25 protein-coding genes are annotated in these 25,244 nt (G+C 58.2%); 7 read left to right on the top strand and 18 right to left on the bottom strand.

The window, feature by feature from the left end:
• Positions 1–55 precede the first annotated feature (55 nt).
• The 3 genes from LA5095_RS07115 to LA5095_RS07105 all read right to left on the bottom strand — a co-directional run bounded on the left by LA5095_RS07115 (position 56) and on the right by LA5095_RS07105 (position 3,136).
• Positions 56–835: an ATP-binding cassette domain-containing protein gene (locus tag LA5095_RS07115; RefSeq protein ID WP_055113425.1), complete on the bottom strand. Its 780-nt coding sequence runs from the start codon at positions 833–835 to the stop codon at positions 56–58.
• Between the two features lies 1 nt (position 836).
• On the bottom strand, positions 837–1,964 hold the full coding sequence (locus LA5095_RS07110; protein ID WP_055113424.1) for an ABC transporter permease: 1,128 nt from the start codon (positions 1,962–1,964) through the stop codon (positions 837–839).
• A gap of 230 nt (positions 1,965–2,194) precedes the next feature.
• Positions 2,195–3,136 carry a sugar ABC transporter substrate-binding protein gene (locus LA5095_RS07105; RefSeq protein ID WP_055113422.1) on the bottom strand — a complete coding sequence of 314 codons (942 nt, stop codon included), beginning with the start codon at positions 3,134–3,136 and terminating at the stop codon, positions 2,195–2,197.
• 173 nt (positions 3,137–3,309) lie between these two features.
• Between LA5095_RS07105 and LA5095_RS07100 the strand changes: the two genes are divergently transcribed.
• Positions 3,310–4,314 (top strand): LacI family DNA-binding transcriptional regulator, encoded by a 1,005-nt coding sequence (locus LA5095_RS07100; protein WP_055113419.1) that lies wholly within the window; start codon positions 3,310–3,312, stop codon positions 4,312–4,314.
• A gap of 37 nt (positions 4,315–4,351) precedes the next feature.
• Here LA5095_RS07100 and LA5095_RS07095 read toward each other — a convergent pair whose 3' ends face one another.
• Genes LA5095_RS07095 through LA5095_RS07085 form a run of 3 tightly spaced genes read right to left on the bottom strand, consistent with a single transcriptional unit; the run spans position 4,352 to position 7,567 of the window.
• The gene (locus tag LA5095_RS07095) at positions 4,352–5,491 is read right to left on the bottom strand and encodes a Gfo/Idh/MocA family protein (protein WP_055113417.1); all 1,140 of its coding nucleotides are present in this window, start codon (positions 5,489–5,491) and stop codon (positions 4,352–4,354) included.
• Positions 5,488–6,390, bottom strand: coding sequence for a TIM barrel protein (locus tag LA5095_RS07090; protein ID WP_055114241.1), 903 nt, complete (start codon positions 6,388–6,390; stop codon positions 5,488–5,490). The genes LA5095_RS07095 and LA5095_RS07090 overlap by 4 nt, the downstream gene beginning before the upstream one ends.
• Positions 6,391–6,430: 40 nt before the next feature.
• Positions 6,431–7,567 (bottom strand): Gfo/Idh/MocA family protein, encoded by a 1,137-nt coding sequence (locus LA5095_RS07085; RefSeq protein WP_082442644.1) that lies wholly within the window; start codon positions 7,565–7,567, stop codon positions 6,431–6,433.
• Between the two features lie 102 nt (positions 7,568–7,669).
• Here LA5095_RS07085 and iolD point away from each other — a divergent pair, with 102 nt between their 5' ends.
• Genes iolD through LA5095_RS07065 form a run of 4 tightly spaced genes read left to right on the top strand, consistent with a single transcriptional unit; the run spans position 7,670 to position 12,209 of the window.
• Positions 7,670–9,550, top strand: a complete 1,881-nt coding sequence (gene iolD, locus LA5095_RS07080; protein ID WP_055113413.1) for a 3D-(3,5/4)-trihydroxycyclohexane-1,2-dione acylhydrolase (decyclizing) — start codon at positions 7,670–7,672, stop codon at positions 9,548–9,550.
• 2 nt (positions 9,551–9,552) lie between these two features.
• Positions 9,553–10,527, top strand: coding sequence for a 5-dehydro-2-deoxygluconokinase (gene iolC / locus LA5095_RS07075; protein WP_235808814.1), 975 nt, complete (start codon positions 9,553–9,555; stop codon positions 10,525–10,527).
• A gap of 12 nt (positions 10,528–10,539) precedes the next feature.
• Positions 10,540–11,382 (top strand): 5-deoxy-glucuronate isomerase, encoded by an 843-nt coding sequence (locus LA5095_RS07070; RefSeq protein ID WP_055113409.1) that lies wholly within the window; start codon positions 10,540–10,542, stop codon positions 11,380–11,382.
• Positions 11,379–12,209: a class II fructose-bisphosphate aldolase gene (locus LA5095_RS07065; protein ID WP_055113408.1), complete on the top strand. Its 831-nt coding sequence runs from the start codon at positions 11,379–11,381 to the stop codon at positions 12,207–12,209. Before LA5095_RS07070 ends, LA5095_RS07065 begins: the two co-directional genes overlap by 4 nt.
• Before the next feature lie 13 nt (positions 12,210–12,222).
• On the opposite strand, the gene LA5095_RS07060 is transcribed toward LA5095_RS07065, so the two are convergent.
• The 8 genes from LA5095_RS07060 to LA5095_RS07025 form a co-directional block, all read right to left on the bottom strand.
• Positions 12,223–12,618: a RidA family protein gene (locus tag LA5095_RS07060; protein WP_055113406.1), complete on the bottom strand. Its 396-nt coding sequence runs from the start codon at positions 12,616–12,618 to the stop codon at positions 12,223–12,225.
• A gap of 96 nt (positions 12,619–12,714) precedes the next feature.
• Complete coding sequence (locus LA5095_RS07055; RefSeq protein ID WP_055113404.1) at positions 12,715–14,343, bottom strand: AMP-binding protein; 1,629 nt, start codon at positions 14,341–14,343, stop codon at positions 12,715–12,717.
• A 113-nt stretch (positions 14,344–14,456) separates the two neighbouring features.
• Positions 14,457–14,909 (bottom strand): cupin domain-containing protein, encoded by a 453-nt coding sequence (locus tag LA5095_RS07050; protein WP_055113403.1) that lies wholly within the window; start codon positions 14,907–14,909, stop codon positions 14,457–14,459.
• A gap of 27 nt (positions 14,910–14,936) precedes the next feature.
• Positions 14,937–16,085 carry an acyl-CoA dehydrogenase family protein gene (locus LA5095_RS07045; RefSeq protein ID WP_055113401.1) on the bottom strand — a complete coding sequence of 383 codons (1,149 nt, stop codon included), beginning with the start codon at positions 16,083–16,085 and terminating at the stop codon, positions 14,937–14,939.
• The gene (locus LA5095_RS07040) at positions 16,085–16,885 is read right to left on the bottom strand and encodes an enoyl-CoA hydratase family protein (protein ID WP_055113399.1); all 801 of its coding nucleotides are present in this window, start codon (positions 16,883–16,885) and stop codon (positions 16,085–16,087) included. Before LA5095_RS07040 ends, LA5095_RS07045 begins: the two co-directional genes overlap by 1 nt.
• Positions 16,878–17,348, bottom strand: a complete 471-nt coding sequence (locus tag LA5095_RS07035; RefSeq protein ID WP_055113397.1) for a MarR family winged helix-turn-helix transcriptional regulator — start codon at positions 17,346–17,348, stop codon at positions 16,878–16,880. Before LA5095_RS07035 ends, LA5095_RS07040 begins: the two co-directional genes overlap by 8 nt.
• Positions 17,345–18,088 (bottom strand): SDR family NAD(P)-dependent oxidoreductase, encoded by a 744-nt coding sequence (locus LA5095_RS07030; protein ID WP_055113395.1) that lies wholly within the window; start codon positions 18,086–18,088, stop codon positions 17,345–17,347. The genes LA5095_RS07035 and LA5095_RS07030 overlap by 4 nt, the downstream gene beginning before the upstream one ends.
• A 212-nt stretch (positions 18,089–18,300) precedes the next feature.
• Positions 18,301–19,206, bottom strand: a complete 906-nt coding sequence (locus tag LA5095_RS07025; protein WP_055113394.1) for a LysR substrate-binding domain-containing protein — start codon at positions 19,204–19,206, stop codon at positions 18,301–18,303.
• Positions 19,207–19,320: 114 nt separating this feature from the next.
• On the opposite strand from LA5095_RS07025, the gene LA5095_RS07020 reads away from it, so the two are divergent.
• Entirely contained in the window at positions 19,321–20,376 is a 1,056-nt protein-coding gene (locus LA5095_RS07020) for a saccharopine dehydrogenase family protein (RefSeq protein ID WP_055113392.1), read from the top strand.
• Positions 20,377–20,395: 19 nt separating this feature from the next.
• Positions 20,396–21,895 (top strand): L-piperidine-6-carboxylate dehydrogenase, encoded by a 1,500-nt coding sequence (amaB, locus tag LA5095_RS07015; protein WP_055113390.1) that lies wholly within the window; start codon positions 20,396–20,398, stop codon positions 21,893–21,895.
• Between the two features lie 61 nt (positions 21,896–21,956).
• Here the strand turns inward: amaB and LA5095_RS07010 are convergent, their stop codons facing one another.
• From LA5095_RS07010 to LA5095_RS06995, 4 genes are all read right to left on the bottom strand, one after another.
• Complete coding sequence (locus LA5095_RS07010) at positions 21,957–22,370, bottom strand: hypothetical protein (RefSeq protein WP_055113388.1); 414 nt, start codon at positions 22,368–22,370, stop codon at positions 21,957–21,959.
• Positions 22,371–22,579: 209 nt separating this feature from the next.
• Entirely contained in the window at positions 22,580–23,068 is a 489-nt protein-coding gene (locus tag LA5095_RS07005; RefSeq protein ID WP_055113386.1) for a hypothetical protein, read from the bottom strand.
• A gap of 48 nt (positions 23,069–23,116) precedes the next feature.
• On the bottom strand, positions 23,117–24,322 hold the full coding sequence (locus tag LA5095_RS07000) for a gluzincin family metallopeptidase (protein WP_055114239.1): 1,206 nt from the start codon (positions 24,320–24,322) through the stop codon (positions 23,117–23,119).
• Positions 24,323–24,492: 170 nt separating this feature from the next.
• On the bottom strand, positions 24,493–25,242 hold the full coding sequence (locus LA5095_RS06995; RefSeq protein WP_158510353.1) for a TfuA-like protein: 750 nt from the start codon (positions 25,240–25,242) through the stop codon (positions 24,493–24,495).
• Positions 25,243–25,244 lie beyond the last annotated feature (2 nt).

Below are 25,244 nucleotides of genomic sequence, written 5' to 3'. Positions count from 1 at the left end.
GCTGAATGCACCTGGCGAGTTTTTTCACGACTTTATCCCGTCAATTATTCTTCACTCAGACAGTTCCGCCGAGAGAACCTTCGAGTTGAGCGAGTTCCTGACCGCCAGCCATGAGTTCCTGCAGTTCCTCGGCCTGTATGTTTCCGCGTTCTGCTGTGCCGAGGGTTTTTCCCCGGTTCAGGACCGTAAACCGGTCCCCGACGGCCATTGCGTGGCGCACGTTGTGTGTGATGAAGACAACGCCGATGCCCTTTTTGCGGACCTTGTCGATTGTGGCGAGCACGTTTGATGTCTGTCTGACGCCGAGGGCGGAGGTCGGTTCGTCGAGGATGAGGACCTTTGCGCCGAAATAGACCGCCCTTGAGATGGCGACGGTCTGGCGTTCTCCGCCCGACAGGGTGCCGACGGCCTGGTCTGGCGAGCGCAGATGAATGCCCATCTTGGCCATCTCGCTCATGGTGACCTGGTTGGCCCTGGTGAAGTCGAAGAACTTGAGCGGGCCGATCCGCTTTTCCGGCTCGCGTCCCATCCAGAAGTTTCGCGTGACCGACATCAGCGGGATCATCGCCAGGTCCTGGTAGACCGTGGCGATGCCGGCGGTCATGGCATCGCGGGGGCTTTCGAAGTTTACTTCCCTGCCTTCGATGAGGATCTTGCCATGGGTCGGCTTGTGGACACCGGACATGGTCTTGATGAAGGTCGACTTGCCCGCGCCGTTGTCGCCCAGAAGGCAGTGGCATTCTCCGGCCTTGACCGACACGGTGACCCCGTTGAGGGCGATGACCGGGCCGAAGTGCTTCTGGATGTCGACGAGTTCGATCAGTGCATCGCTCATGTCAACGTTCTCCCGTGATCATGCGGCGGATATAGGTGTTGAGGATCACCGCGAGCAGCAGGATCACGCCGAGGAAGACGCGGAAGAGCGAGCTCTCGACGCCGGCAAAGAACAGGCCCTGCTGGACGACACCGAAGATGAGGGCGCCGAGCGCGGCGCCGATGACCGAGCCGTAGCCACCGGTCAGCAGTGCCCCTCCGATGACGACGGAGATGATGGCCTCGAATTCCTTGAGCAGACCGCGGTCGGCGGCCGCAGAGCCGAACTCCATCACCTGGCAGGTGGCGAAGATGGTGGCGCAGAAGGCGGTGAACATGAACATCGAGATCTTGACCCGGTTGACCGGCACACCGACATAGCGGGCCGCCTGGGCATCGCCGCCGGAGGCGAAGATCCAGTTGCCGAACTTGGTGCGGGTCAACAGGAAATGACCGAAGATGATCAGGATCAGGGCCCAGATCATCAGCATCGGAATGCCCTCGACCACCGGCTGTCCGGCCTTGGGACCGGCAACGAACTTGCCGACCACGCCCAGATCGGCCAGCCAGACGAACAGCCAGTTGAAGACCTTGCCGCCGAAGAGCCAGGCGATGGGATCGCCCTCGGCCGCATCCTTGACGCCGCCGATGATGGTCTTGCGGGTGGTGGCAATGGCAATGAAGATCGTCAGACCGCGCAGGATGTACAAAAAGGCCAGGGTGACGATGAAGGAGGGCAGGCCGGTCTTGACCACCAGATAGCCGTTGAGGGCGCCGATGGCCAGCGCCAGGGCAAAGGCGACCAGAATGGCAAACCAGGTGGGAAAGCCCCACTGGACGCTCATCAGGGCAATGATGATGCCGGAAAAGCCGATCATCGATCCGACGGACAGGTCGAACTCGCCCGCGATCATCAACAGACAGGCGCCGACGGCGATGATGGCGAACTGGGCGGAAACCGTGCCCCAGTTGAAAATGCCTTCAGGCGCGAACATGCCGCTGTCGCTGGCAATACTGAGAAAGAACACGAAAACGAGTATTGTGCCGCAGATCGCGCCCAGCTCGGGACGGATCAGGGCCTTGCGCAAGGATGACATCTCGCGGACGCGTTCATCCTTTTGAGGCGCGGCGGTCGGTTGGGACTCAGCCATGGATTTCCTCCTGCGTGCCGTGTGGCCGGCCGCTTCACTGCGGCCCTGCCGCAAGACCTTTATGTCCTGGGTTGGTCGACAAGGCGGGACAGCGCCAGCCCGGTCTCTTGTGTGCTGTCCCAGGAAACGGACCTGCAAACGCGGTCGTTCCGGTTCGGGCCCGTGCCCTGAACGGAGAGGCAGCGCGCCGCCTCTCCAGGTGACCGCCGCGCGGCGGTCACAAGACGCTCCTAGCGATACTCGCCGGCAAACTCTTCAACCTTGGCAAGGGCATCCTTGGTGATGAAGCCCGGGCCGGAGTTGATGTTGTTGCCCGGCAGAACCCCAAAACGCTGGTAGTTCGCAAGAACGATCACCGGCAGGTAGGCCTGCAGGAAAGGCTGCTGGTCAATGCCCCACTGAATGGTGCCGTCCTTGATGCCCTTGACGATCTCGGTGCCCAGATCGAACGTGCCGAAATAGATCTCGCCGGCCTTGCCGATGTCCTGAAGAGCGCCGATGGTCGGGTCCGCAGAGGTCGGGCCGAGGGTCAGGATCGCGTCCACGTCCGGATTGGCAGACAGATACGCCTTGACCTTGTTCTTGATCTCGGCCGGATCCTGGCCGCTGTCGATCATGCTGTCGCCAAGATCAACACCAAGACCGTCGGCAAAACCGCGGCAGCGCTCGCCGACAACCGGGTTCGATACAACGTGGTTCACACACAGGAACGAACCAACACCATCCCGCTTGGCGCGCTGTCCAGCCGCCAGACCGGCATCATATTCCGGCTGGCCGACATACATCAGCGCGCCAACCTCGGCGGCCTGCTCGGGCGTGCCGGAGTTGATGATGATCACCGGAATGCCCTTGGCAACCGCATTCTGGATCGGGCCGCTCAGAACATCAGGATCGGCAAGCGTGGTGATGATGCCGTCAGGGTTGGACGCCGCCGTCTGCTCGATGATCCGCGCCATGTCGGCAATGTCACCCGTCGGCGGATTGCGATACTCAACCTCCGCACCAACCTGCTCACCCGCAAGAGCCAGACCGTTCTTGATCGTGTTCCACCAACTGTCGCTGTCAGGCGCATGGCTGACAAGAACAAAACGCTCCCCTTCAGCCAGAGCCGGTGTCGACAAACCCGTAAATGCAACAGCTGCTGCAGCCATCGCAAACAATGTCTTCTTCATCCGTTCCTCCCAAAATTACAGGCACAAAGTTGCACTTCCTTCACTTGGAAGCGTGCCTCAGATCAAACAAACACAATCCAGAGAATTTTGCAACCGGTTGCAAAAAAATTGACGAGGTTGGGCTTTCGTGTAGTTTCGGAGGAATTGGTGGCTGATTTGGTTGGGCAAGGGACTTGGCGGTTACATTAAAGGAAGTCGCAGAACTCGCAGGCGTTTCCCGTTCGGCGGTCTCGCGCACTTTCACCGACGGTGCCAGCGTGTCCGCGCGCACACGCGAAAAAGTGGAGAAGGCAGCAAAAACGCTCGGCTACAGGCCATCGCTCATTGCAAGAAGCCTTGCAACAAACCGAACCAAGCTGATCGGCCTTGTTGCCAACAATTTCCAAAATCCTGCGTTTCTTGATGTTTTCGACCTGTTCACAAGTGAGCTGCAGAAACGGGAACTGCGGCCCCTGCTGGTCAACCTTTCCGGTGAAACGTCACCGAGGAAAATCGTCGAACTTCTTCGTCAATACAGTGTCGACGGCGTCATCGTCGCGACATCCACGTTGCCGACCAGCTTTGCCACTGCATTTCAGACTGCCGGGATACCTGTGATCCATACATTCGGCAAATTCCAGGCAAATGCGAATGTCCATGTGGTTGGCATCGACAATGAATATTGCGGCGCGATGGCGGCGCAGACCTTTGCCGAACGTGGCTACAAAACCGTCGCGCTGCTCGGCGGACCTGAAAGCGCGACGTCGACACAGGACCGCTCGACCGGATTTGTGCAGACTGCCAAAAAACTCGGCCTGGACGTCGCAAAGATCAGTTACGCGGAAAACTATACATACCAGGCCGGCCGCGACGCGATGCGCGAGGTTCTCGATGACAGACGTGTGGAGGCCGTTTTTTGCGGTGACGACCTTATCTGCATGGGGGCAATGGACGCCGCCCGCGCCGCAGGCCAGTCGATACCGGAAGACATCGGTTTTCTGGGCTTCAACGATATCGGAATGGCCAGTTGGGACTCCTATTCACTCACCACCATCAGGCAGCCGATTCGCGACATCATCATGAGTTCGGTAGAACTCGTGGTGGGCATGGTCGAAAACCCCGGCAGAAGTCCCGAAATCAGGCTGTTTCCCTGTTCGGTGATCGACCGTGGTTCATTGCGGCCCGTCACCGATCCATAAGGGCGCAGCCGCCGCGGGGGCGACTGCGCGTCAGTGCCTACATGCCTACCCAGGCACCTCCGGATTTTGCAGACTTTGCCGCGGCCTCGATCGCGCGCATGGACCATAGTCCGTCCAGGGCGGTTGGGTAATCCAGCGCAAGAGGATCGGCGGCGCTTCCTAGTTTTTTCGCCCTCAATACCTCAGCCAGGTCGTGATAGATGTTGGCGAAGGCAACCGGCATGCCTTCTGCGTGACCAATCGGGATTCTGGAAGCCCGGACTGCCTGAGGTGACAATGCTGCGTCCCCACGTTCCAGAATCTGGGTTCGACCGTTCAACGGCGTCCAGTGCAGCTGTTCAGGGTGTTGCTGCTGCCAGGAAAGCCCACCTTTTTCACCAAAAACCTGAAGGGTCAGGCCGTGCATCCGGCCGACCGCGATAGCGCTGGTCCAGAGTCGGCAAAGCGCACCGTCCGACAGCCGGATATTGATCATGGCGTCGTCTTCCAACTGCCGGTCGCCGACCATGGAAGCAAAATCGGCAGAGAGCTCGGTCGGCGTCTGACCGGCGACGAAACAAGCCATGTGGAAGGCGTGAATGCCCGCGTCCGCGAACACGGCAGAGGTCCCTGCCTGCTCGGGATCGTACCGCCAGCGAATCCGCGGATTGTCCGCCTCTTCCGCGTCCGCATGGAATCCATGAGCGAATTCCGCCTTGATCAGGCGGATCCTGCCAAGTTCACCTTCGGCGACCATGGCCCGCATCTGCCGCACAAGGGGATAGCCGCTGTAACCATAGTTCACCGCGCAGATCCTGCCGGTCTCGCTGGTGATCGCGACGATCTGCTCGGCCTCGTCCGCAGTCATCGTCAATGGCTTTTCGCAAAGAACGTGAAAGCCGGCTTCCAGAAACGCGCGGGAGATTTCGAAGTGAGTCGCATTGGGTGTGGCGATGGTTACCAGATCGAGCCGATCCGGCCTGTCTCGCTCACCTGCCAGCATTTCCTGCCAGTTTCCATAGGCTCGGTCCTCGGCGACACCCAGTTGAACCGCGTAGGATTTGCCCCGTTCCGGATCAATGTCGAGTGCTGCGGCGGTCAGTTGAAAATGCCCGTCGAGAGACGCGCTGATGCGGTGAGCCGGGCCGATTTGCGAGCCTTCGCCACCGCCGATCATTCCCCATTTGAGCCTGGTCATGACGCGACCTCAAAACCGATAGAGTGAAGATAAGACCGATTTTCGCGCGCATCATCCAGCGGCGACTGGGCCTGTTCGGGATCGCAGTCCTGCTCAACCGTGCACCAGCCCTCGAAGCCAGCTGCTTCCAGCTTTGCCTTGACGGCAGGAAAGTCGACCGCGCCCTTGCCCAGGTTACAGAAAATTCCGTTGCCGCAGGCCTCGTAGAAATCGGTTCGATTGGCGACAGTCTCGCTTCGGACCTTTGGGTCGATGTCCTTGAAATGCATGTAGGAAATCCGGTCCATGTGGCGTTCCATGAACGCGAGGGGATCGAAATCTGCGTAAAGGCTGTGTCCCGTATCAAGGCAGATCTTCAGAAGGGAACTGTCGACCTCCTCAAGCAGGCGCTCGATCTCGTCCTCGAAGTCCATAAACCCGCCCGCATGCGGATGGATTGCGGTCACAAGGCCGTATTCTTCAGTACCCATCTTTGCAATGTCGTGGATCCTGGTGCGATAGTCGACCCATTCAGACGCCGACATCTTTTCGGCTTCCGACGGCCGGCCTGCCGTTGGAGCACGGCGCGGTGAAATGGAATCGATCAGCACAAGGTGCCGAGCGCCATGTGCCTTGAGCGCTTCACAGGTGCGCACGGCACCATCCTTCACATCATCCCACTTCGAAGGGTCGTGAAAGGGGCGGAACACGACGCCGCCGATCAGCTCAAGATCCCGTTCTTCCAGGGCAGCACCCAGTATTGCCGGATCTTCCGGCATGAAGCCGACCGGACCGAGTTCTATGCCCCGGTACCCGGCATCCCGGCATTGGTCCAGTACCGTCTGCCATGAGGGATTGCGCGGATCATCAGCGAATTCAACACCCCAGGAACAGGGCGCATTTCCGATCTTGATTGTCATGTGATTCATCCAGAAATGACGGTCAGGCAGCCTGTTTTGCCTAGACGTCGTCGAGTTTAATCCAGCTTTTGGATTCGTGTGATTTCCAGGCCGCCTCGATGACCTGGTTTACGTAAAGCCCGTCCTCAAAGGAGGGCCAGATGTTCTGTCCTGTTTCGATGGCGGTCAGGAAGTCCTTTGCCTCGATAATGATCTGGTCCTGGTAGCCGGTGCCATGGCCGGGACCAAGACAAAAATTGACATAGTCCGGGTGATGCGGCCCGGTCAGAATTTTCCGGAAACCTTCCCTTGCAGGGTTTTGGCCGCCTTCATACAGCCAAAGCGCGTTCTGATCTTCCTGGTCGAAACGAATGGAGCCCTTCGTGCCGAAGATTTCGTAGGCATAACCCATCTTGCGGCCCCAGGCGGTGCGGCTGATGTAGAGGGCTCCGAGGGCTCCGGAAGCGAACCGGCACATGAGTTGTGCCTGATCGTCATTGGTAACGGGTGTCATGCCCTGACCGGAAGGCCGTTCCTTCACGACAGTATCGATTTCGGCGAGCACACGTTCGATGGGGCCTGCGAGCGCCTGTGTGCCGTTGATGATGTGTGGTGCCAGATCTCCCATGTTGCCGTTGGCGCGGCCTTGCGCGCGCCACGTTCCCGGCAAGTTCGGATCCGCAAAGAAATCTTCGGTGTGTTCGCCGCGCAGGTAGGTGATGTCGCCGATCTCGCCCGCTTCGATGATTTCTCGTGCGAGCTGCGAAGCCGGTGTGCGGATATAGTTGAAGCCAACCATGTTGACGCAGCCCGAAACCTTCGCTGCGGCTGTCATATCGCGGCTTTGCTGGAGATCCTGTCCGAGCGGTTTTTCGCAAAACACCGGTTTCCCGAGTTCGAACGCGGTTGTTGCGATCTCAAGATGGGTGCCCTGGGGAGAGGCGATTACCACCGCTTCGACCCCGGGGTCCGTGACCAGTTCCCGCCAGTCCGCGGTTGAGCGTTTGAAACCGAGTTCGCGTGCCTTTGCCGCCGCGCCGTCCACTGTGGTCGTGCAAACCATTTCCAGCACGGGCCGCAATTTCGTGTCGAACACGGCGCCGACGGAATGCATGGCAACGGCATGAGCTTTGCCCATGTAGCCACCGCCGATGATGCCGATGCCGATCTCGCGCTTTTCCATTCGTTTTTGATCCATTTTTGCAACCGCTTGCAAAACAGCTAAACACCCATTAGCTTCCACAGTCAAGGGTCCCCAGGACCGCAAACAAAATATCCGTTCCGGGAGGTGTTGAGGCCTATGGTCCAGAAGACGGTACGCCTGACGATGGCGCAGGCTCTTGTTCGCTATCTTGCTGCACAGTTTGTCGAGATAGACGGCCAGACAATCAGGTTTTGCGCCGGAGGTTTTGGTATTTTCGGGCATGGCAACGTGACCTGCCTCGGCGAAGCGCTTTACGAACACAAAGAGGAATTGCCGCTTTGGCGCGGTCAGAATGAGCAGTCGATGGCCATGGCCGCCGTCGGGTATGCCAAGCAGCAGCTGCGCCGGCGCTTTATGTTCGCGACATCGTCCGCAGGCCCCGGGACCACAAACCTGCTGACGTCGGCCGGGATTGCGCATACGAACCGGTTGCCGCTCCTGATGCTGGCGGGCGATGCCTTTGTGACGCGTTTGCCGGATCCGGTTCTGCAGCAGGTCGAACATACCAACAATCCGGGCCTTTCGGTGAATGATGCGTTCAAGAGCGTGACGAGATACTGGGACCGGATCACCCATCCGGCCCAGTTGCTGCAGTCGTTGCCGGCTGCCATCAATACACTGGTCGATCCGGCTGATTGCGGCCCCGTGTTCCTGGGCCTGCCTCAGGATGTCCAGGGATGGGCTTACGACTACCCTGAAAGATTCTTTGAAGCCAAAACCCATTACCTGCGGCGGCAAATGCCCGATGAACGGGAACTGCATGTTGCAGCGGACGCGCTGAAAACAGCAGAACGTCCATTGATCATCGCCGGTGGAGGCGTTCAATATTCACTTGCGACTGCGGAGATGACGGACTTTGCTCATCGGCACCGGATCCCCGTTGTCGAGACGATAGCAGGTCGCGCCAACCTCGTTCATTCAGACGATCTGAATTGCGGGCCGATTGGCGTCACGGGATCGAATTCCGCCAACAACCTGGCAAAGGATGCCGATGTCATTCTGGCTGTTGGGACGCGGTTACAGGACTTTACCACAGGCTCCTGGACGGCCTTTGCCGAGGACGCGCAGATTGTCACGGTGAATGTAGGACGACATGACGCTGCAAAGCACCTGTCCACACCGGTTGTCGGTGATGCGAAACTGACCTTGCCCGCGCTTTCCGATGCGCTCGGCTCCTATGTGTCGCCATCGGGCTGGCTGGAACGGGCCGCGAATGAACGGGCCGATTGGTCGGTCTACCTGGACGACAACTCCTCTCCAGTAACCAAAGACGGAAGCAACCGGCCATTGTCCTATGCACAGGTGATCGGGGCGATAAACGACATATGCCATGCCGAAGACCGGGTCGTTGCGGCGGCAGGGGGACTGCCGGCTGAAGTGACCGCCAACTGGCGCACGAAATCCACCGGCAGCGTTGACGTCGAATTCGGCTTTTCCTGCATGGGTTACGAAATTGCGGGAGGCTGGGGTGCAAGACTTGGCCAGATGGAAAAAAATCCCGACCGGGAAACCATCATCTTTGTCGGTGACGGTTCTTACATGCTGCTCAATTCCGACATCTATTCGTCCGTCCTTGCGGGGGCGAAGATGATTGTCGTTGTCTGTGACAATGGCGGTTTTGCCGTCATCAACAAGTTGCAGAACAATACCGGTAACGAGTCCTACAACAACCTGATTGCCGACTGCAAACTGGCCGTCGAACCGTTCGCAGTCGACTTCGAATCTCATGCAAGGGCGATGGGGGCGAATGCCGAGACAGTGCATTCGATCGCGGACCTCCAGGATGCATTCGGCAGGGCGCGGCAGTCCGACCGGACCTATGTCATCTCGCTGAAGGTGGATGCCTTCGAAGGCTGGACCCAGGAAGGCCATACCTGGTGGGAGGTCGGAACACCGCAAGTCACGAACAGCGAGCGCGTGCGCAAGGCACACGAGGATTGGGAAGCCGGTCGCGCTCCTCAAAGAAAGGGCGTGTAACCTTGCCGGCCTCTCTCACTTCGCGCTCAAAGTTTCTGGTTCTCGGCCGGGCCGGGATGGATTTCTATGCCGACCCGCCGGGCGCGGAGGCAGAGCGCGCAACGCGGTTTACAACAGCGCTTGGAGGGTCTTCCGGCAATATTGCCGCGGGAATCGCCCGGCACGGCTTGTCGGTCAGTCTTCTGACGTGTGTTTCCGACGACTCAATCGGCCGCTTTGTCCTCAACCAGCTGAAAAACTACGGTATCGGGACTGAGCATGTCCGGGTTCTGTCGGGTGAATCGCGCACGTCGCTTGCGGTGACGGAAACCCGGATCGAGAACACACAAAACACCCTGTATCGCAATAATGCCTCCGATCTTCTACTGAGCGAAGATCAGGTTCTCGGTGTTGCTTTCGAGGCATTCGATTCATTGGTGCTGACAGGTACGGCGCTTGCCGCAAGCCCGTCCCGGGAGGCAACGCTCACGGCGATGGAACGCGCGCGCGCCGCCGGTGCGCTGGTGGTGATCGACCTTGACTACCGGCCGTATTCCTGGCCAAGCGCAAAGGAAGCTGCCGAGATCTACCGGGCGGCGATCGAAGCCGCGGATGTTGTGGTTGGCAACGATGACGAGTTTGCCGTCGTTGCCAATGGAACGCACGAGGACGGGCTGAAACTTGCCGGCAAACTGGGATCGTCCGACAAGACCACGATCTACAAGATGGGTGAGCGCGGGTCGATCGCCTTTTCCCCGGGCCGTTCGTTTGAAACCGGAATCTTTGCCGTTGATGCGATCAAGCCGATGGGGGCGGGAGATGCGTTCATGGCCTCGCTCATGGCGTCGCTTGCCGCAGAACTTTCCCTTGAAGACGCCGTTCTCAGAGGATCGGCCGCCGCCGCAATGGTCGTATCAAAATTTGGATGTGCGCCCGCGATGCCGACGCCTGCCGAACTTGGCGTATTTCTTTCCAATCACTCAGCCCCACAGTCCTGAGGAGACACACAGATGCACTTTCCTCCCTATGACAATGAAAACAAGGCGATCGTCGATGTCGAGGACAGCCGGGTTCCGCTGAACTACTTCAATATCGTCAAACTGAGCCGCGGCCAGGCTTTCGAATATACCGTGCCGGGATACGAAACCGCAGTCGTTCCTGCGACCGGAAGCGTGGATGTTGATGTTGAAGGTGTTGCTTTTGCTGCAATCGGCAATCGAGGTGTCGACGTCTGGGACGGGGAACCGGAAGGGGTCTATGTCCCCAGCGGCGCGAAAGCGCGGTTCGTCTGTGTAAGCGATGACGCGGAAGTTTTCATCGCCGGTGCCAAATACGACAAGGTGCTCGACCCCTTTGATGTCCGGGCTGCAGATATCGATCTTGTTCAATACGGATCTGACGACACCAAAACCCATCGCAAGATCAAGCATATCCTTGGAACGAAGTTTCACGACAAGGTCGGGCGGCTGCTCGTCTCCGAACTGTTCACGGTTGGGGAGGGGGGATGGTCCGGGTTCCCGCCGCACAAGCATGACACCGACCGTTTGCCGGAAGAGAGCCGTCATGACGAAACCTACAATTTCAGGTTCCGGCCCAAAAACGGCTTCGGCATGCAACTGGTCCAGCGAGAGGATGGCGAAGTCGGTGATGCCTATCATATCGTCGACGGATCCACGATCGTTCTGGACAAAGGCTACCATCCGTGTGTCGTCGCACCCGGATACCAGATGTACTATTTCACGATTCTGGGCGGTCTGTCGCAGCGTTCGCTTGTGCAGTTCTTCCAGCCGGATCACGCCTGGCAGATCGAAACCATCCCCGGCATCAAGGACATGATCGCGAAGTTCAAATGACAGCAGCAACGCTCGCCGACGTGCTTGAGCCGGCGATACACGGTCGTTACGCCATTGCCGGGCTTGTCGTGCTCGGCTGGGAGGATGCGGTCGCCTTTGTCGAAGCTGCCGAGGAAGCCGGGTGCGCCATCATCCTGCAGGCCGGTCCCGGATGCAGGGCGCACACACCCGTTCCCGTCATCGGAAAGATGATCCGTTATCTTGCCGATCAGGCGCGTGTGCCGGTCGTCTGCCATCTGGATCACGGCTATACGGTCGATGAGTGCAGAAGTGGTATCGATCACGGCTTCACCTCGGTGATGTTCGATGGGTCCAAACTGCCGATTTCCGAGAATATCGACCTTACGGCGGGCCTTGCAGAAGAAGCACATGCCGCAGGCGTTTCGGTGGAAGGAGAAGTTGGCTATGTCGGCTATGCGGACGGTGCGGCCTCGGCCTTCACCGACCCCCTTGAGGCCGGGCGCTTCGACCGCGAGAGCGGCGCCGATGCGATTGCGGTCTCGGTTGGCAACGTGCATCTGCAGACTGAAAAAACGGACGGAATTGATTTCGAGGTCCTGAAATCCATCGAAGATGTGACGTCAAAACCGTTGGTGCTCCATGGCGGGAGCGGCATCCCGCCGGAAATCCGCCGACGTCTTGCGCGTCAGACCCGGGTCTGCAAGTTCAATCTCGGCACGGAACTCCGCCAGTCCTTCGGAGCGTCGCTGAGGCAGACGCTCGAAGAGCAGCCAGAGATTTTTGACCGGCTGGCAATCCTGAAATCGACCATGCCGGCAATGCGAGCCAGCGTTTCGGAAATACTGGGGACAATAACGCAGGCCTGAGCCGGACACCGGTTCAATCGATCTGTGCAGTTGCCTCAATTTCGATCAGTGCGTCGTCTTCGATCAGACCGGCAACCACCACGACAGACATGGCAGGAAAATGCCTGCCGAAGACCCGCCGGTACGCCTGGCCGACTTCCTTTTGGCGGGCGAGATATTCCCGCTTGTCAGTGATGAACCAGGTCAGCCGAACAATATCCGTGACCTCTCCACCGGCTTCCCTGACGATTTCGGCGATATTCGCGAGTGTCTGTTCCATCTGACCAATGAAGTCACGGGACTCGAATACCTGGTCCCTGGTCCAGCCAATCTGCCCGCCGATATGCAGGGTTTTCCCGCTGGTCAGCATTCCGTTTGCATATCCCCTGGCAGGTGCCCAGCCCTCAGGCTGAATGAGTTTCGATGGCATGATGAAAGTTATTCCCTGGTTGATATTCTGCCGTTCAAGGCGACCCTGGTAACGTCAGCGAAACTCTAACTCGGCTTCACCTGTGAGTTCTTGTCGCTAAGGCTCCTGCCTTAGCCGGAAGCGCTGGATTTTTCCGGTTTCGGTTTTCGGCAAGATGTCGGAGAAGACGATCGACCGGGGGTACTTGTAGGGCGCAATGGTCGCCTTCACGTGATCCTGCAAGGATTTGCGGGTGTCATCGGTCGGATCAGCACCGTCGATCAAAACCACATGTGCCTCCACAATGGCACCACGGCTTTCGTCAGGGACGCCGATCACAGCGCACTCCTGAACCGACGGATGGGACAGGAGGGCCGCCTCCACTTCCGGTCCGGCGATGTTGTAACCGGAAGAGATGATCATGTCGTCGTTCCGGGCTGCAAAGTGGAGATGGCCGTCTTCGCTCATTGAAAAGCTGTCGCCGGTGATGTTCCAGCCGTCGACCACATAATCTCGCTGCCGCGCGTCTGCCAGGTAGCGACAGCCAGTCGGGCCGCGTACGGCAAGGCGTCCGGTTTCTCCAGCCGCGACAGGTTCCCCGTCGGCACCCAGAACCCTGACCTCGTAACCGCTCACCGGCTTACCGGTACAGGCTGGTTTATGATCGTCGAAGCGATTGGAAACGAAAATATGCAACATTTCCGTTGCACCGATACCGTCGAGCATCGGCTTGCCGGTCTTTTGCATCCAGGCGTCGTAGACGGGCGCCGGCAAGGTCTCGCCTGCGGAAACGGCGGCACGCAGCGACGAGAGATCCGCCCCGTCCTCCATTGCCTGAAGCATGACGCGGTAGGCCGTCGGCGCGGTAAAACAGACCGTTGCTTTGTATTTCTGGATTATCTCGATCATGTTGGGCGGCGTGGCGCTTTCCAGAAGCGTTGCCGCTGCGCCGAAACGCAGCGGAAAGACGGCAAGACCGCCAAGGCCGAATGTGAAGGCGAGGGGTGGTGAGCCGATGAAGATGTCGTCGGGCGTTACGCCGAGAACTTCCTTGGCATAGCCATCAGCGATGATCAGCAGGTCCCTGTGGAAATGCATGGTCGCTTTTGGCGTTCCGGTTGATCCTGAGGTGAAGCCCAACAGGGCCACGTCGTCGCTTCCCGTTGCAACGGCTTCATACCCGACCGGCTTTTCCAGGGCCAGGCGATCCAGTTCCGCGTCGTGATTGGAGGTTCCGTCAAAGCTGATGACTTTCTTCAGAAAGTCGGATGTCTTGGCACAGGCAACGAGTTCGTCCATCAGACGTGTATCGCAGAGGGCAAATTCGACCTCCGCCTTGTCGACGATCTTGGACAGCTCTCCTGCACGCAGCATCGGCATGGTATTGATGACGACGGCTCCGGCTTTGGTCGCCGCCAGCCAGCAGGCAACCATCGCGGGATTGTTGGCGGATCGGATCAGAACGCGGTTTCCGGGCTTGACACCAAGGTCTTCGGTGAGAGCGTGAGCCAGGCGGTTGGTCCAGTCCGCAAGTTCCTTGTAGGTCCGCCGCCTGCCGTTGCCGATGAGCGCCGTGTGGTCGCCGAAGCCCTTTTCAACCATCCTGTCGGTCAATTCGACGGCTGAATTGAGCCGATCCGGATAGTCAAAGCCATCGAGCAGAAATTCCGGCCACTGGTCTTCGGGCGGAAGGTTGTCGCGCGCGAAAGTATCCACATGCGCGGAAGGCGAGAGTGCACCGGCCATGATCGATGTGTGCTCCTTGTCGGCTGCCTGTCGCGCCAGAACCTTGTGCTTCCGGTCGGTTGGGATCGGGAGGTTCCGGCGCTGTTGAAACGTTGAGACTTCCTGTGCCTGGCCTAGTCGTTGGCTTCCGGCGGGAGAAAGTCCACATCGTGTTCTGCCGAGACACGCACGACAGCTTCCACATCCGTCATCTCGTGCAGCTCATCGAAAAGTTCCTTGAGCTTGCCTGCCGGGGACACCCAGAAAAGTGCGCGGCACGGGCTTTCCGACTTGTTGAAATAGCCATGCGGAACACCCATCGGCATGCGCACGAGATCACCTGCCCGGGCCTTGGTCCATTTCCCGTCGAGCTTGAGGTCGAGTTCGCCTTCCTGGACGAGAATAAATTCGTCCTGGGTCGGGTGAATATGAACAGGAACGAACTGACCGGGCATGGAATTCGTCTCAAAAGCGAACGTGCTTTCGCACCATGCCTTGGGGTAATAGGTCTGGCCGAGAATGTTGAGTTCTACGCCGTCAAAACCCTCACCGTTCGGAGTAATTCCACCTTCAAGTTTGTTGGTCATGGTCCTGTCTCTCTTTCTGCTTCGAATTCAGAGGATTTGCTGCAAGGTCTGACGCGCAATTATGATTTTCTGAACATCGGAGGCGCCTTCATAAATGCGTAGGGCCCGGATCTCCCGATACAGTTTTTCGACCGTTGTGCCCGAGCGTACACCATCACCGCCGTGCAGCTGAACCGCCTTGTCGATCACCTGTTGTGCCTGATCGGTGGAGAACAGCTTGGCCATGGCTGCCTCGCGCGTGACCCTTGGTGCGCCACTGTCCTTGGTCCAGGCAGCGCGGTAGATCAGGAGAGCCGCGGCATCGATGTCCAGCGCCATGTCGGCGATATGTCCCTGGACAAGCTGAAGATCAAAAAGCGGAGCTCCCTGGATGTTCCGGGTCGTTACCCGGTGCAGGGCCTCGTCGAGTGCCCGGCGGGCAAACCCCAGCGCAGCGGCGGCGACCGTTGAGCGAAAGATATCCAGTACGGACATGGCAATCCTGAAACCCGCGCCCGGTGTGCCGATCAGGCTGGATTTGGCAATACGGCAGTCCGTGAAACGCAGTGTTGCCAGGGGGTGCGGTGCGATGGTTTCCAGACGCTCGACGACCTCGAAACCTGAAACATCCGGTGTCACCAAAAAGGCAGACAGCCCCTTTGCGCCGGGCGCTTCGCCTGTTCGGGCGAACAGTGTGTAAATGTCGGCGATCCCGCCGTTGGAGATCCAGGTCTTTTCGCCGTTCAGCACATAGGCGTCGCCGTCATCTTCTGCGGTCATGGTCGAGTTGGCGACGTCAGACCCCGATTGCGGTTCGGTCAGGGCAAACGCGGAAATCGCCTTTCCGTTTCGCGTGAGCGGAAGCCATTCTTGCTTTTGTGCATCGGTGCCGAAAAGGGAAATTGCGCCGGTTCCGAGACCTTGCATCGCAAATGAGAAATCAGCGAGCCCGTCATGGCGCGCGAGCGTTTCGCGGATCAGGCAGAGACTGCGAACATCCAGGGTGCCACCCGGTGACCCGGTGTGTTGCAGAAATCCGGCATGACCAAGGTCGGCGACCAGGTGTTTGCAGGCCGTGTCCGTGTCGCTGTGATCAAGGTGGTCCAGATTTGCCTCGGCCCAAGTTTCCAGATCGGCTGCAAGTGCGCGGTGCCGGTCGTCGAGGAACGGCCAGGTAAGGAAGGTCTTGTCTGCCATCAGTCGCCCTCGAAAACGGGTTTTTCCTTCGCGGCAAAGGCCTCGTAGGCTCTACGGAAATCATTGCCCTGCATACAGATCGCCTGGGCCTGTGCTTCAGCCTCGATCGCCTGATCCAGGCTCATCGACCATTCCTGGGCAAGCATCGTCTTTGTCATTGAATTTGCAAATGTCGGTCCGGAGGCAATACGTCCGGCCATGCTCAAGGCAGTCGCCTCAAGGTCCCCCGTTTCAACCACCGCATTGAAAAAACCCCAGGCATGGCCTTCGTCCGCCTTCATGGAGCGACCGAGATACAAAAGTTCGGCGGCGCGTCCCTGCCCTATGATCCTGGGAAGGATCGCGCAGGCCCCCATATCGCAGCCGGCAAGGCCCACGCGGTTGAACAGGAAGGCGACCTTGGCGTCCGGTGTCGCGATCCGCAGATCGGACGCCATCGCCATGATGGCGCCGGCGCCTGCGCAGATTCCGTCGACGGCCGAAATGATCGGCTTTCCGCATCCAAGCATTGCTTTCACCAGATCGCCCGTCATACGGGTGAAGGCGAGGAGCTCCTTCATGGACATGCGGGTCAGCGGACCTATGATGTCATGGACATCTCCACCGGAACTGAAGTTGCCACCATTGGGCATGATCACCACGGCATGCACGTCGTCCGCATAGTGAAGATCGCGAAACCAGTCGCGCAGTTCTGCATAACTTTCGAAGGTGAGCGGATTTTTCCGTTCCGGCCTGTCGAGCGCTATTCGCGCGATTCCGTCGGCGATTTCACAGCGAAAATGTTTGACGTCGCTACGCATCCGCGCGCTCCTTTTCAGTGCCTTGGGCGAGCACTCTTTCGAGAGTATCGGAAAGGGTTTCGAGATCTTCCATCGCCAACGTATCCAGCAGCGTGTCGATCCAGCCTTCGTGATATCCGGCGAGCGTTTCGAATTCGGCCTCGCCCTTCGATGTCAACCGGGCGATCTGAGCGCGCTTGTCGCCGGGAACCGGGACCCGCTGAACGAGTTCTTCTTCCGTCAGCTTGTCGACAATGCCGGTCACGTTGCCGTTCGAGACCTTCAGGAATGAAGAGAGATCGCTCATTTTCAATCCGTCGGGAAACCTGGCGAGAGCGGACATGACGTCGAAACGCGGCAATGTCGTCCTGTGACCGTCCCGTAGGTTTCGGCGGATTTCGCCTTCAATGCCGTTTACGGTCTTCAGGAGTTTCAACCAGACGCGCAAACGTGCCTTGGAAAGGGATTCCGTGTCCGAGGTCACAACTCACCTCCCGCGAGACTGAGTGCCTGGCCGTTGACGGACCGGGCTCCATTCGTGCAAAGCCAGTATGCCATCTCGGCAACCTCGTCCGTTTGGATGAAGCGGCCCTGGGGATTGTCGGCTTTAAGCGCGTTTTCTGCGTCCTCCCGACTGAGGCCCGTCTTTTCGACTATTTTTGATATGGAGCGTTCGAGCATGGGTGTTTCAACGAAGCTTGGACAGATCGCGTTCACGGTAATTCCGGTTTTGGCGAGTTCCTTGCCGAGCGCCCGGGTCAGGCCGACGACGGCATGCTTGGCAGCACAATAGGCACTCACATATGGATACCCCCGCAATCCGGCAGTTGAAGCGATTGCAATCATGCGACCCCCGCCTGATGATTTCATGTCCGGAAGCGCGGCCTGCCAGACATTGGAGACACCGATCAGATTGACAGCCAGCAGGGCCTGAAGCACATCCGGCTTCATTTTGGCAAAGGGGACACTTTCTGCAGCCCCCGCATTCGCAATGACGATTTCGATCGGGCCTGCGAGTTCGCGCGCTGCACCGAACGCGCGTTCGACATCATCGATTTTGGTTACGTCGCAGACCTGATAGGGAAGGGATTGTGCGGCGAGGTTTTCTTCTGTCCGGCCAAGGATCGTCACGCGGGCACCCTTTGCAGCAAGGTAGTGCGCGCAGGCCGCACCGACGCCTGTTCCGCCACCCGTAACGACGGCGTGACGCCCTGAAACGCTCATGCACCCAGGCTCCCTGCGACTTTGTCGGTGAGGCGCCGTGTCAGGTTACGGCCGCTCGGGTCATCCCTCAACAACACAGTCCTCATTTGCTCCTCCCAATGTCGACGCTCACAGCGAAACACGTTTTCGAATTTGTTTCAAGGCTGAAATTTTAAGCTTAAAATATCTGGATGCACATTGCCTCTACCGACGAGGTTGAAGCGAGGCGTCACCTAGAGAGGTCTGACCCTCCGGCTGACCTGTCCGCGGATCCAGGTCAGGAACTCGGCAGCAGGCGGGCTGAGCTCGCCGGCCGGGGTTGCAAGATAGTAGTTGTGACCCGATCCGTCCTGAACGGAGGCCAGATTGACAAGGTCGCCAGACGCGAGTTCGGTTTCGATCAGATATGTCGGCAGAATGGCCGCGCCCATTCCATTCGCCGCCGCCGAGATAACGAGCGAAAACTGGTCGAAATAACTGCCGGTCTGAACATGCGCGGTCGCGTCATGAACCGTTTTTTGAAAGGCCTTCCATAGATGCGCCCGGGAGGTCATGTGAAGCAAGGGCATATCCAGAATGTCTGCCTTGCTTACCACCGGATGTGTTTCCAGCAGCGCAGGTGCAGCGACAACAATCAGGTCTTCCGGACACAACGGACTGAGTTTCGCGCCGGGCCAGTCGTTGGCGCCAAAATGGATTGCCACGTCAATTCCCAGTTCGACGAGATCGAACGGCTCGGAGCGGCTGTAGACCATGAGGTCCAGATTGGGGCGTCGGATCTTGAAGTCCCTCAAGCGCGGCACAAGCCAACGGGTTGCAAATGTCGGCAGGGCCGCAATCGTCAGGATCTCCTGGGTCTCACCCGCAGCGACGGCCAGACTGATCGTTCTGCGCAATCTTGAAAGGTCGGAGAAAACGCCGTCTGCCAGGGATCTGCCGGCCTGGGTCAGCCGAATGCCCCGCCCTTCCCGTCGAAAGAGTGTTGCACCGATCTGGTCCTCCAATTCCTTGACCTGACGGCTGACGCCGCTCTGCGTCAATCCGAGCTCTTCCGCGGCTGCGGTGAAGCTCTGGTGTTTGGCGGCGGCCTCGAAGCAGCGGAGGACCGAAATGCTGGGGATCGGTATGTCGCGTTCCATCAAATTATCCGAAGATATGAGTAATAGTCATGAATATAACTATTTTTCAGGTGTTTTTGTGCCGGTCAAGGGCGAGTATTCTGATCGGAGAAATTCTTCAGGGAAAAATCGCACATGAAAAAGATAGCGGTTCTCGGGCTAGGCAAGGTCGGTACGCTTGCAAGCGAGTTGCTTCATGAAAGCGGCTTTGCGGTGACGGGTTTTGATACCCACGTCATGAGCACCTTGCCGTTCGAAACGAAACAGGTTGATGTCGGCAATCTGGACAGGTTGAAGGACGCCTTGTCGGAGTTCGACGCGGTCCTGTCCTGCCTGCCGTATTTCCTCAATGTCGGCGTTGCAAGTACGGCGCATGAGCTGGGCCTGCATTATTTCGATCTGACCGAGGACGTGCCGACCACCAAGGCGATCATGGAACTTGCCAAGTCCTCAAAGGGACTGATGGCACCGCAGTGTGGCCTTGCGCCGGGCTTCGTGGGAATCGTGGGAGCCAGCCTGATCGAGGATTTTGACTCGTGCCGTTCCTGCCGCATGCGCGTCGGTGCCCTGCCGCAGAATCCGACGGGCCTGATGGGTTATTCCTTCAACTGGTCTCCCGAAGGTGTGGTGAACGAGTATCTCAATGATTGCGAAGTCCTTGAAGATGGCGAAATCAAGTGGGTTTCGCCGATGGAGTGGATCGAGAAAATCGTCATCGGCGGCATAGAGCTCGAGGCCTTCACCACGTCCGGCGGGCTTGGCACCATGTGTGAAACCTATCGCGAACGGGTTCCGAACATGGACTACAAGACCATGCGATATCCGGGCCACGTGCAGCTGATGAACTTCTTTTTCCACGAACTTCTGATGCGTGACCGGCGACAGGAAGCCGGTGAGATCCTGGTCAACGCCAAGCCGCCCGTCAGTGACGATATCGTCTATATCCACGTCGCGGCGGAAGGCGAGGTCGATGGGCGCACGCAGCGCAAGGAATTCGTGCGCGGCCTGAAGCCTGTCGAAATTGCCGGCAAGGAAAGCACTGCAATCGCCTGGACAACGGCTTCCTCGGTCGTCGCCATTATCGAGATGGTGAGGGACGGCACACTTCCTGCCCGGGGTTTCCTGAAGCAGGAAGATGTACCGCTGGAAGCGTTTTTGAAAACGAAGAACGGCGCTCGCTACAACAGATAAGCGCTGAAGGGAGAAAATCATGGAGCACGCACAGGTTCTAAGTGCGCTCGGATTTGTCGAGAACGAGCTTGCAGGCGGTGGTCTGCTGGTCAGATCACCGATCGACGGAGCTGAAGTTGCAAAGGTGGCCGAAACGCCTTCGGCAGATATGGAACACGTGATTGCGCGCTCGCGAGCAGCATTCAGCAAGTGGCGGGTCCTGCCGGCGCCGCGGCGCGGCGAACTGGTTCGTCTGCTGGGTGAGGAACTACGGGCGGCAAAAGACGAACTCGGCGCCCTCGTGACGCTGGAAGCTGGAAAGATTACCTCCGAAGGGGCTGGTGAAGTCCAGGAGATGATTGATATCTGCGACTTTGCCGTTGGTCTGTCACGTCAGCTTTATGGCCTTACCATCGCGTCAGAGCGTCCCGGTCACAAGATGTCGGAGACCTGGCACCCGATGGGGCCTTGCGGTGTCATCACCGCTTTCAACTTTCCTGTTGCAGTCTGGTCCTGGAATGCGGCGCTTGCGCTTGTGTGCGGCAATCCGGTCATCTGGAAACCATCGGAGAAAACGCCGCTCACCGCGCTGGCCTGCAAGAAGATTTTCGACAGGGCGGTTAGCCGCTTCGGTGCCGATGCGCCGGAGGGGTTGATGCAGGTTGTAATCGGTGGTGCCGACATCGGTGAAGCCCTGGTAACGTCAAAAGACGTTCCGATCCTGTCAGCGACGGGTTCCACCCGTATGGGTGGCATCGTCGGTCCAAAGGTTTCCGCCCGCTGGGGCCGGCCGATTCTGGAGCTCGGCGGAAACAATGCCATGATCGTCGCACCTTCCGCGGATCTGGAAATGGCGGTCCGCGCAATTGTCTTTTCGGCCGTTGGCACGGCCGGACAACGCTGCACCTCGTTGCGCCGGCTGATCGTTCACAAATCGATCAAGGACGATCTCGTGACCAAGCTGGCCAAAGCATATGGCAGCCTGCCGATTGGCGACCCGCGCGCGGAAGGAACGCTGATCGGACCACTGATCGACGACGCATCGCGCGATGCCATGCAGGCAGCGCTCGACAAGGCGAGGTCCGAGGGCGGTATCGTTTACGGAGGTGATGCGGTGACTGCAGGCGTGCCGGGCGGTGCGTATGTTGCCCCGGCGCTTGTCGACATGCCCGGTCAGACCGAGACTGTGAAGACGGAAACCTTCGCCCCGATCCTTTACGTCATGGAGTATGAGGATCTGGAGCAAGCGATCAATCTGCAAAATGACGTGCCCCAGGGTCTGTCGTCCTGCATCTTCACACTCAACATGCGCGAAGCGGAGACCTTCCTGTCGGCAACAGGTTCAGATTGCGGTATCGCCAATGTCAATATCGGCCCGTCGGGTGCGGAGATTGGCGGGGCCTTTGGTGGAGAGAAGGAAACCGGTGGCGGCCGTGAATCCGGTTCCGATGCATGGAAAGGCTACATGCGCCGCCAGACGTCGACAGTGAATTACTCAGCGGAATTGCCGCTCGCACAGGGCGTCAAATTCGATCTCTGACTGATGCGAAGGCGTGCAATTGTTGCGCGCCTTTGACTTTTGTGTCCTGTGGCTGACGTCGTCAGGCGGCAGCTTCGTGGTCGTAATAGAAAATCACTCTCAGAAAGCCGCCGTCGACACCCTTCTTGTCAGCCTCGAGTTTGACTTTCATCAGAAATTCCTGCTCAACGCGAAACGGGTTTTGGATGGGCATCTGCCCCGTGTAATTGCCGCCGTCAAATGCCAGTTTCAAATCCGTGACGGGAGAGACGTTACCCGCCAGGTTGTCTTCCAGGGCGAAGGTCTTCACCGTCACCCGCTTGCTGCCGGCGACGTTGTGCCCGGGAATGTAGACGAACCCGATTGCGACGACATGCATGATGCCGGGAACAAGGGCAGGTGCCCCGGTTTCGTTCGCCGCCATGTCTTCGATGATGAATTCCCCTGGTTCGTAGGGTTCGTAATCTTCAATGTTGAAGGTCTTGGCCTTTGCCATCTGTTCACCTTTGAGGTTGATCTCCTCCGGTCCGGAGCCTCTGGGTTTGTTTCGAAGCCAGTTGCGACCTGCCGGAATTGTTTTCGTTGTACGCTCGTTATCTGTCTTGGCCTTTGCTGCTCATCGCCGGTGCGCCAGTCAGCCGCGACAGCAGCGTGTGAGTGACTGCGGCATCGCGCGAAAGCCAACACTCCGTCAGGCGACCGCCATCAGGAATTCAGACGCCCGGACCTGTGTGCCATCTGCATATTGGCCGCGTAGGAATTCGGCGAACGGCGGCCAGGCAGATTGGCTTCCAGAACCAGTGTCTCCAGCAATCCTTCCTCGACGGTGACTTCGGCTGTGCGTGCCAACTTGCTCATCCGCCAGAACTTGAGGGGGCGGTTGTTCGGAAAATAATTACCCGGGAGTTCCTCTCCCTTTCCCGATACAACCATGATTTTCGGCTTGGGCAGCTCGTATTTCCTGCCCTCGTAGATATAGGCGTTGACAAGAGCCAGCTCGCAATTTGGCGTATGCCAGAGCTGAAGGGCTATGCGGCTGAAGCTGTTGCTGCCTTCGGTGTCAATCTTGACATCCGCGGCCCTGGGGCTGTTGATCCCTGAAATATTCATGCCTACCAGGACGATCTCGGACGGATCATAAAACTTATCCGGCTGAATTGTCGGAAGCTGGTCGTTGGAATTCTGATCTGTCATTTGTTAGTCCCCCATTGAAGAGTTTTTGTCGATGTTTCCACGTCTGGCTCAGGCTCGGACGACGATTTCCCGCCATTCAAGATTTTCCATAAGGATATCTCCAGCTTCCGGTGCGCCCATCGCATCGAACTGGTCCGCGATCGCGGCTCCCGCGACTGCATAGGTGAGCGTATTGGGATCCAGGGTGGCCCAGGATCTTGCGATTGCTGACCCCAACAGGTCACGGGCGTCTTCGAGCGTTGACTTGAGCAGGAAGGACCGGGCATCGAATGCTTCTGCGAACCGGTCGCCTATCAGCTCTATTTCATGGTGATCAAGTTCGAACAGCCGGTCATGGCTTACATCCAGAGGCAGATCGACAAATCCCCGGTCCACGGCATTTCGATGGTAGAGTTCCACAAGCGTGTCGAACATGGCGCCGGTAAACGGCTTGGAGAGGTCGTGGACCGCGTCGCTGACCGTGCTCATCTTCCGGTCGTTGCTTGCAGTGCGGATCTGCTTGTCGCCCGCAAGTTCCGCGATCCTGTTGAGTTCGTTCATTGTCAACAGGTTGCCTTGCGTCGATTGCAGCAGCCGGTCGAGCACGCTGTCGAAATGAAGCAAAGAGATGAGCGCGATAAGATCTGAGACGCTTTCGTGATAGCCAAAATACTCACGGCTTGCCATTCCATCGGGCGTGCCCATTTCCGCAAAAATTATGGCATGACCGAACTCATGCGCAATCACGTCGAAATTCAGTGCGTATGGGACAACATCTTCGCTGTTACCCCGTTCCGTTCCGAATTCCATGTATCCATAACCGGACTGGGCGTTGTTCCAGTTCACTTGTGGAATGATTTCCAGGCGCTCGTAGGTTTGCGCGAAGTGCCAGACGATATCGTGACCGAGATAGCTCTCCCAAATGTCCAGGACACGCCTGAGCGATGCGAAGACATGAGCACAGACGAATTGCCGGCTTCCCGGGTCAAGGTGATCAAAATGCCCGTCGGGACCGGCCTCGGCCGGTGGAAAGCGCTCGCCGACGAAAGGCGGTTGATAGGGATACTCGTAAACCGGTTTTTCAAACAGCGGATCGACCACATACATGCGCTGGTCGGCCGGGCCAGCCTGGATTTCGTTCGGAGGGGTGCTGATCCAGATTGTTTCCGGCTTCTCATAACCAGCAAGATGGGGAACCTGAGGATAGATCAGAAACCGCGTTCCCAGACTGCCTGTCTTTGGTGAGATTGTTCGCTGGTCCAGATGGATACTCAAATCGGCCTCGATAAATCGGATGTAAACCAGCCGGACAAACCGGTGTCGTGGATACAAGAGGTACGCGTTCGCCGCGAAAATTTTATTGTTTTGTTTTGCCCCTAACGAACGATATTATTATGGACCTGTTGGAGATTTTCGGTTTAACGCTAGGTAATTCCTAGAGGCTATCAATCAACCTTTAACGTGTCCAACGAAAAACCACCCGCAACCATGTCATGAAGAAAGACATCAGTTGCGAAAAACTTTGGAACAGATGCCGGGACCGGCCAAATTCCGTCTTTTTGCCGGTCGCGAAGCTCGCGCAGGAGGAGTTGGGCATCCTGTTGCTTTTGAGACCGGTTCAATATCCGGGAATCAAGATCCGCTAGTTCAGGCCGAAGCCTGGCGGCGTCGCGCAGAACATTCGGCATTGTTCGTCTCGTGTAGTGCAGCTTCTCGGCGACCTTCGCAAGGTCCTCAGCAGTCGCGCGATCGACCAGTCCGGCTCGCAGGGCGCGTTTGAAACTCATTCTCAGGTCTACAAGTGCATTTGTTATCGCTCCCCCGCCCAACTCCTGCGGAGCATGCAAGACCGCGACTGCATCGTCCGGTACAAGCGAATATCTGCGCAGCCACCGATAGACGAGACCGCGTCCCTGCATACCATGGAGCGACAGCTCGGCTGCTCGCATTGCGCCCATGCTGGCGGCACCATAGACCAGTGCACCCTGGTCGAGTGCCCAAAGAATTTCCTTGTGCCTGACGGCGGGCACACCCTGAAACAGGCCGTCGATCAGCGCGATTACACATTTTTCGTTTTGCTGGACGGCTGCAACAATGTCCCCCTGGGCCGCGGGGCCAAGTATCTCGGCGTCCAATCCTTCCGGCAGTCCGTTCGGCCCGAGGCTTGGCCCTGCGAAGACAACAACGTGACGCATCT

Origin of the sequence: Roseibium album (genome assembly GCF_001404515.1) — a bacterium.
GTDB lineage: Bacteria > Pseudomonadota > Alphaproteobacteria > Rhizobiales > Stappiaceae > Roseibium > Roseibium album.
Note: the sequence above shows the minus strand (reverse complement) of the source record. Positions and strands in the feature narration are given on the sequence as shown.

Coding starts and splice junctions, on each gene's coding strand:
- LA5095_RS07010 (WP_055113388.1), bottom strand. CDS start 22,370: ATGGCAAAGGCCAAGACCTTCAACATTGAAGATTACGAACCCTACGAA.
- LA5095_RS07070 (WP_055113409.1), top strand. CDS start 10,540: ATGCACTTTCCTCCCTATGACAATGAAAACAAGGCGATCGTCGATGTC.
- LA5095_RS07050 (WP_055113403.1), bottom strand. CDS start 14,909: ATGACCAACAAACTTGAAGGTGGAATTACTCCGAACGGTGAGGGTTTT.
- LA5095_RS07065 (WP_055113408.1), top strand. CDS start 11,379: ATGACAGCAGCAACGCTCGCCGACGTGCTTGAGCCGGCGATACACGGT.
- amaB (WP_055113390.1), top strand. CDS start 20,396: ATGGAGCACGCACAGGTTCTAAGTGCGCTCGGATTTGTCGAGAACGAG.
- LA5095_RS07085 (WP_082442644.1), bottom strand. CDS start 7,567: ATGGATCAAAAACGAATGGAAAAGCGCGAGATCGGCATCGGCATCATC.
- LA5095_RS07105 (WP_055113422.1), bottom strand. CDS start 3,136: ATGAAGAAGACATTGTTTGCGATGGCTGCAGCAGCTGTTGCATTTACG.
- LA5095_RS06995 (WP_158510353.1), bottom strand. CDS start 25,242: ATGCGTCACGTTGTTGTCTTCGCAGGGCCAAGCCTCGGGCCGAACGGA.
- LA5095_RS07005 (WP_055113386.1), bottom strand. CDS start 23,068: ATGACAGATCAGAATTCCAACGACCAGCTTCCGACAATTCAGCCGGAT.
- LA5095_RS07030 (WP_055113395.1), bottom strand. CDS start 18,088: ATGAGCGTTTCAGGGCGTCACGCCGTCGTTACGGGTGGCGGAACAGGC.
- LA5095_RS07055 (WP_055113404.1), bottom strand. CDS start 14,343: ATGGCCGGTGCACTCTCGCCTTCCGCGCATGTGGATACTTTCGCGCGC.
- LA5095_RS07115 (WP_055113425.1), bottom strand. CDS start 835: ATGAGCGATGCACTGATCGAACTCGTCGACATCCAGAAGCACTTCGGC.
- iolD (WP_055113413.1), top strand. CDS start 7,670: ATGGTCCAGAAGACGGTACGCCTGACGATGGCGCAGGCTCTTGTTCGC.
- LA5095_RS07110 (WP_055113424.1), bottom strand. CDS start 1,964: ATGGCTGAGTCCCAACCGACCGCCGCGCCTCAAAAGGATGAACGCGTC.
- LA5095_RS07095 (WP_055113417.1), bottom strand. CDS start 5,491: ATGACCAGGCTCAAATGGGGAATGATCGGCGGTGGCGAAGGCTCGCAA.
- LA5095_RS07025 (WP_055113394.1), bottom strand. CDS start 19,206: ATGGAACGCGACATACCGATCCCCAGCATTTCGGTCCTCCGCTGCTTC.
- LA5095_RS07090 (WP_055114241.1), bottom strand. CDS start 6,390: ATGACAATCAAGATCGGAAATGCGCCCTGTTCCTGGGGTGTTGAATTC.
- LA5095_RS07045 (WP_055113401.1), bottom strand. CDS start 16,085: ATGGCAGACAAGACCTTCCTTACCTGGCCGTTCCTCGACGACCGGCAC.
- LA5095_RS07020 (WP_055113392.1), top strand. CDS start 19,321: ATGAAAAAGATAGCGGTTCTCGGGCTAGGCAAGGTCGGTACGCTTGCA.
- LA5095_RS07040 (WP_055113399.1), bottom strand. CDS start 16,885: ATGCGTAGCGACGTCAAACATTTTCGCTGTGAAATCGCCGACGGAATC.
- LA5095_RS07060 (WP_055113406.1), bottom strand. CDS start 12,618: ATGCCATCGAAACTCATTCAGCCTGAGGGCTGGGCACCTGCCAGGGGA.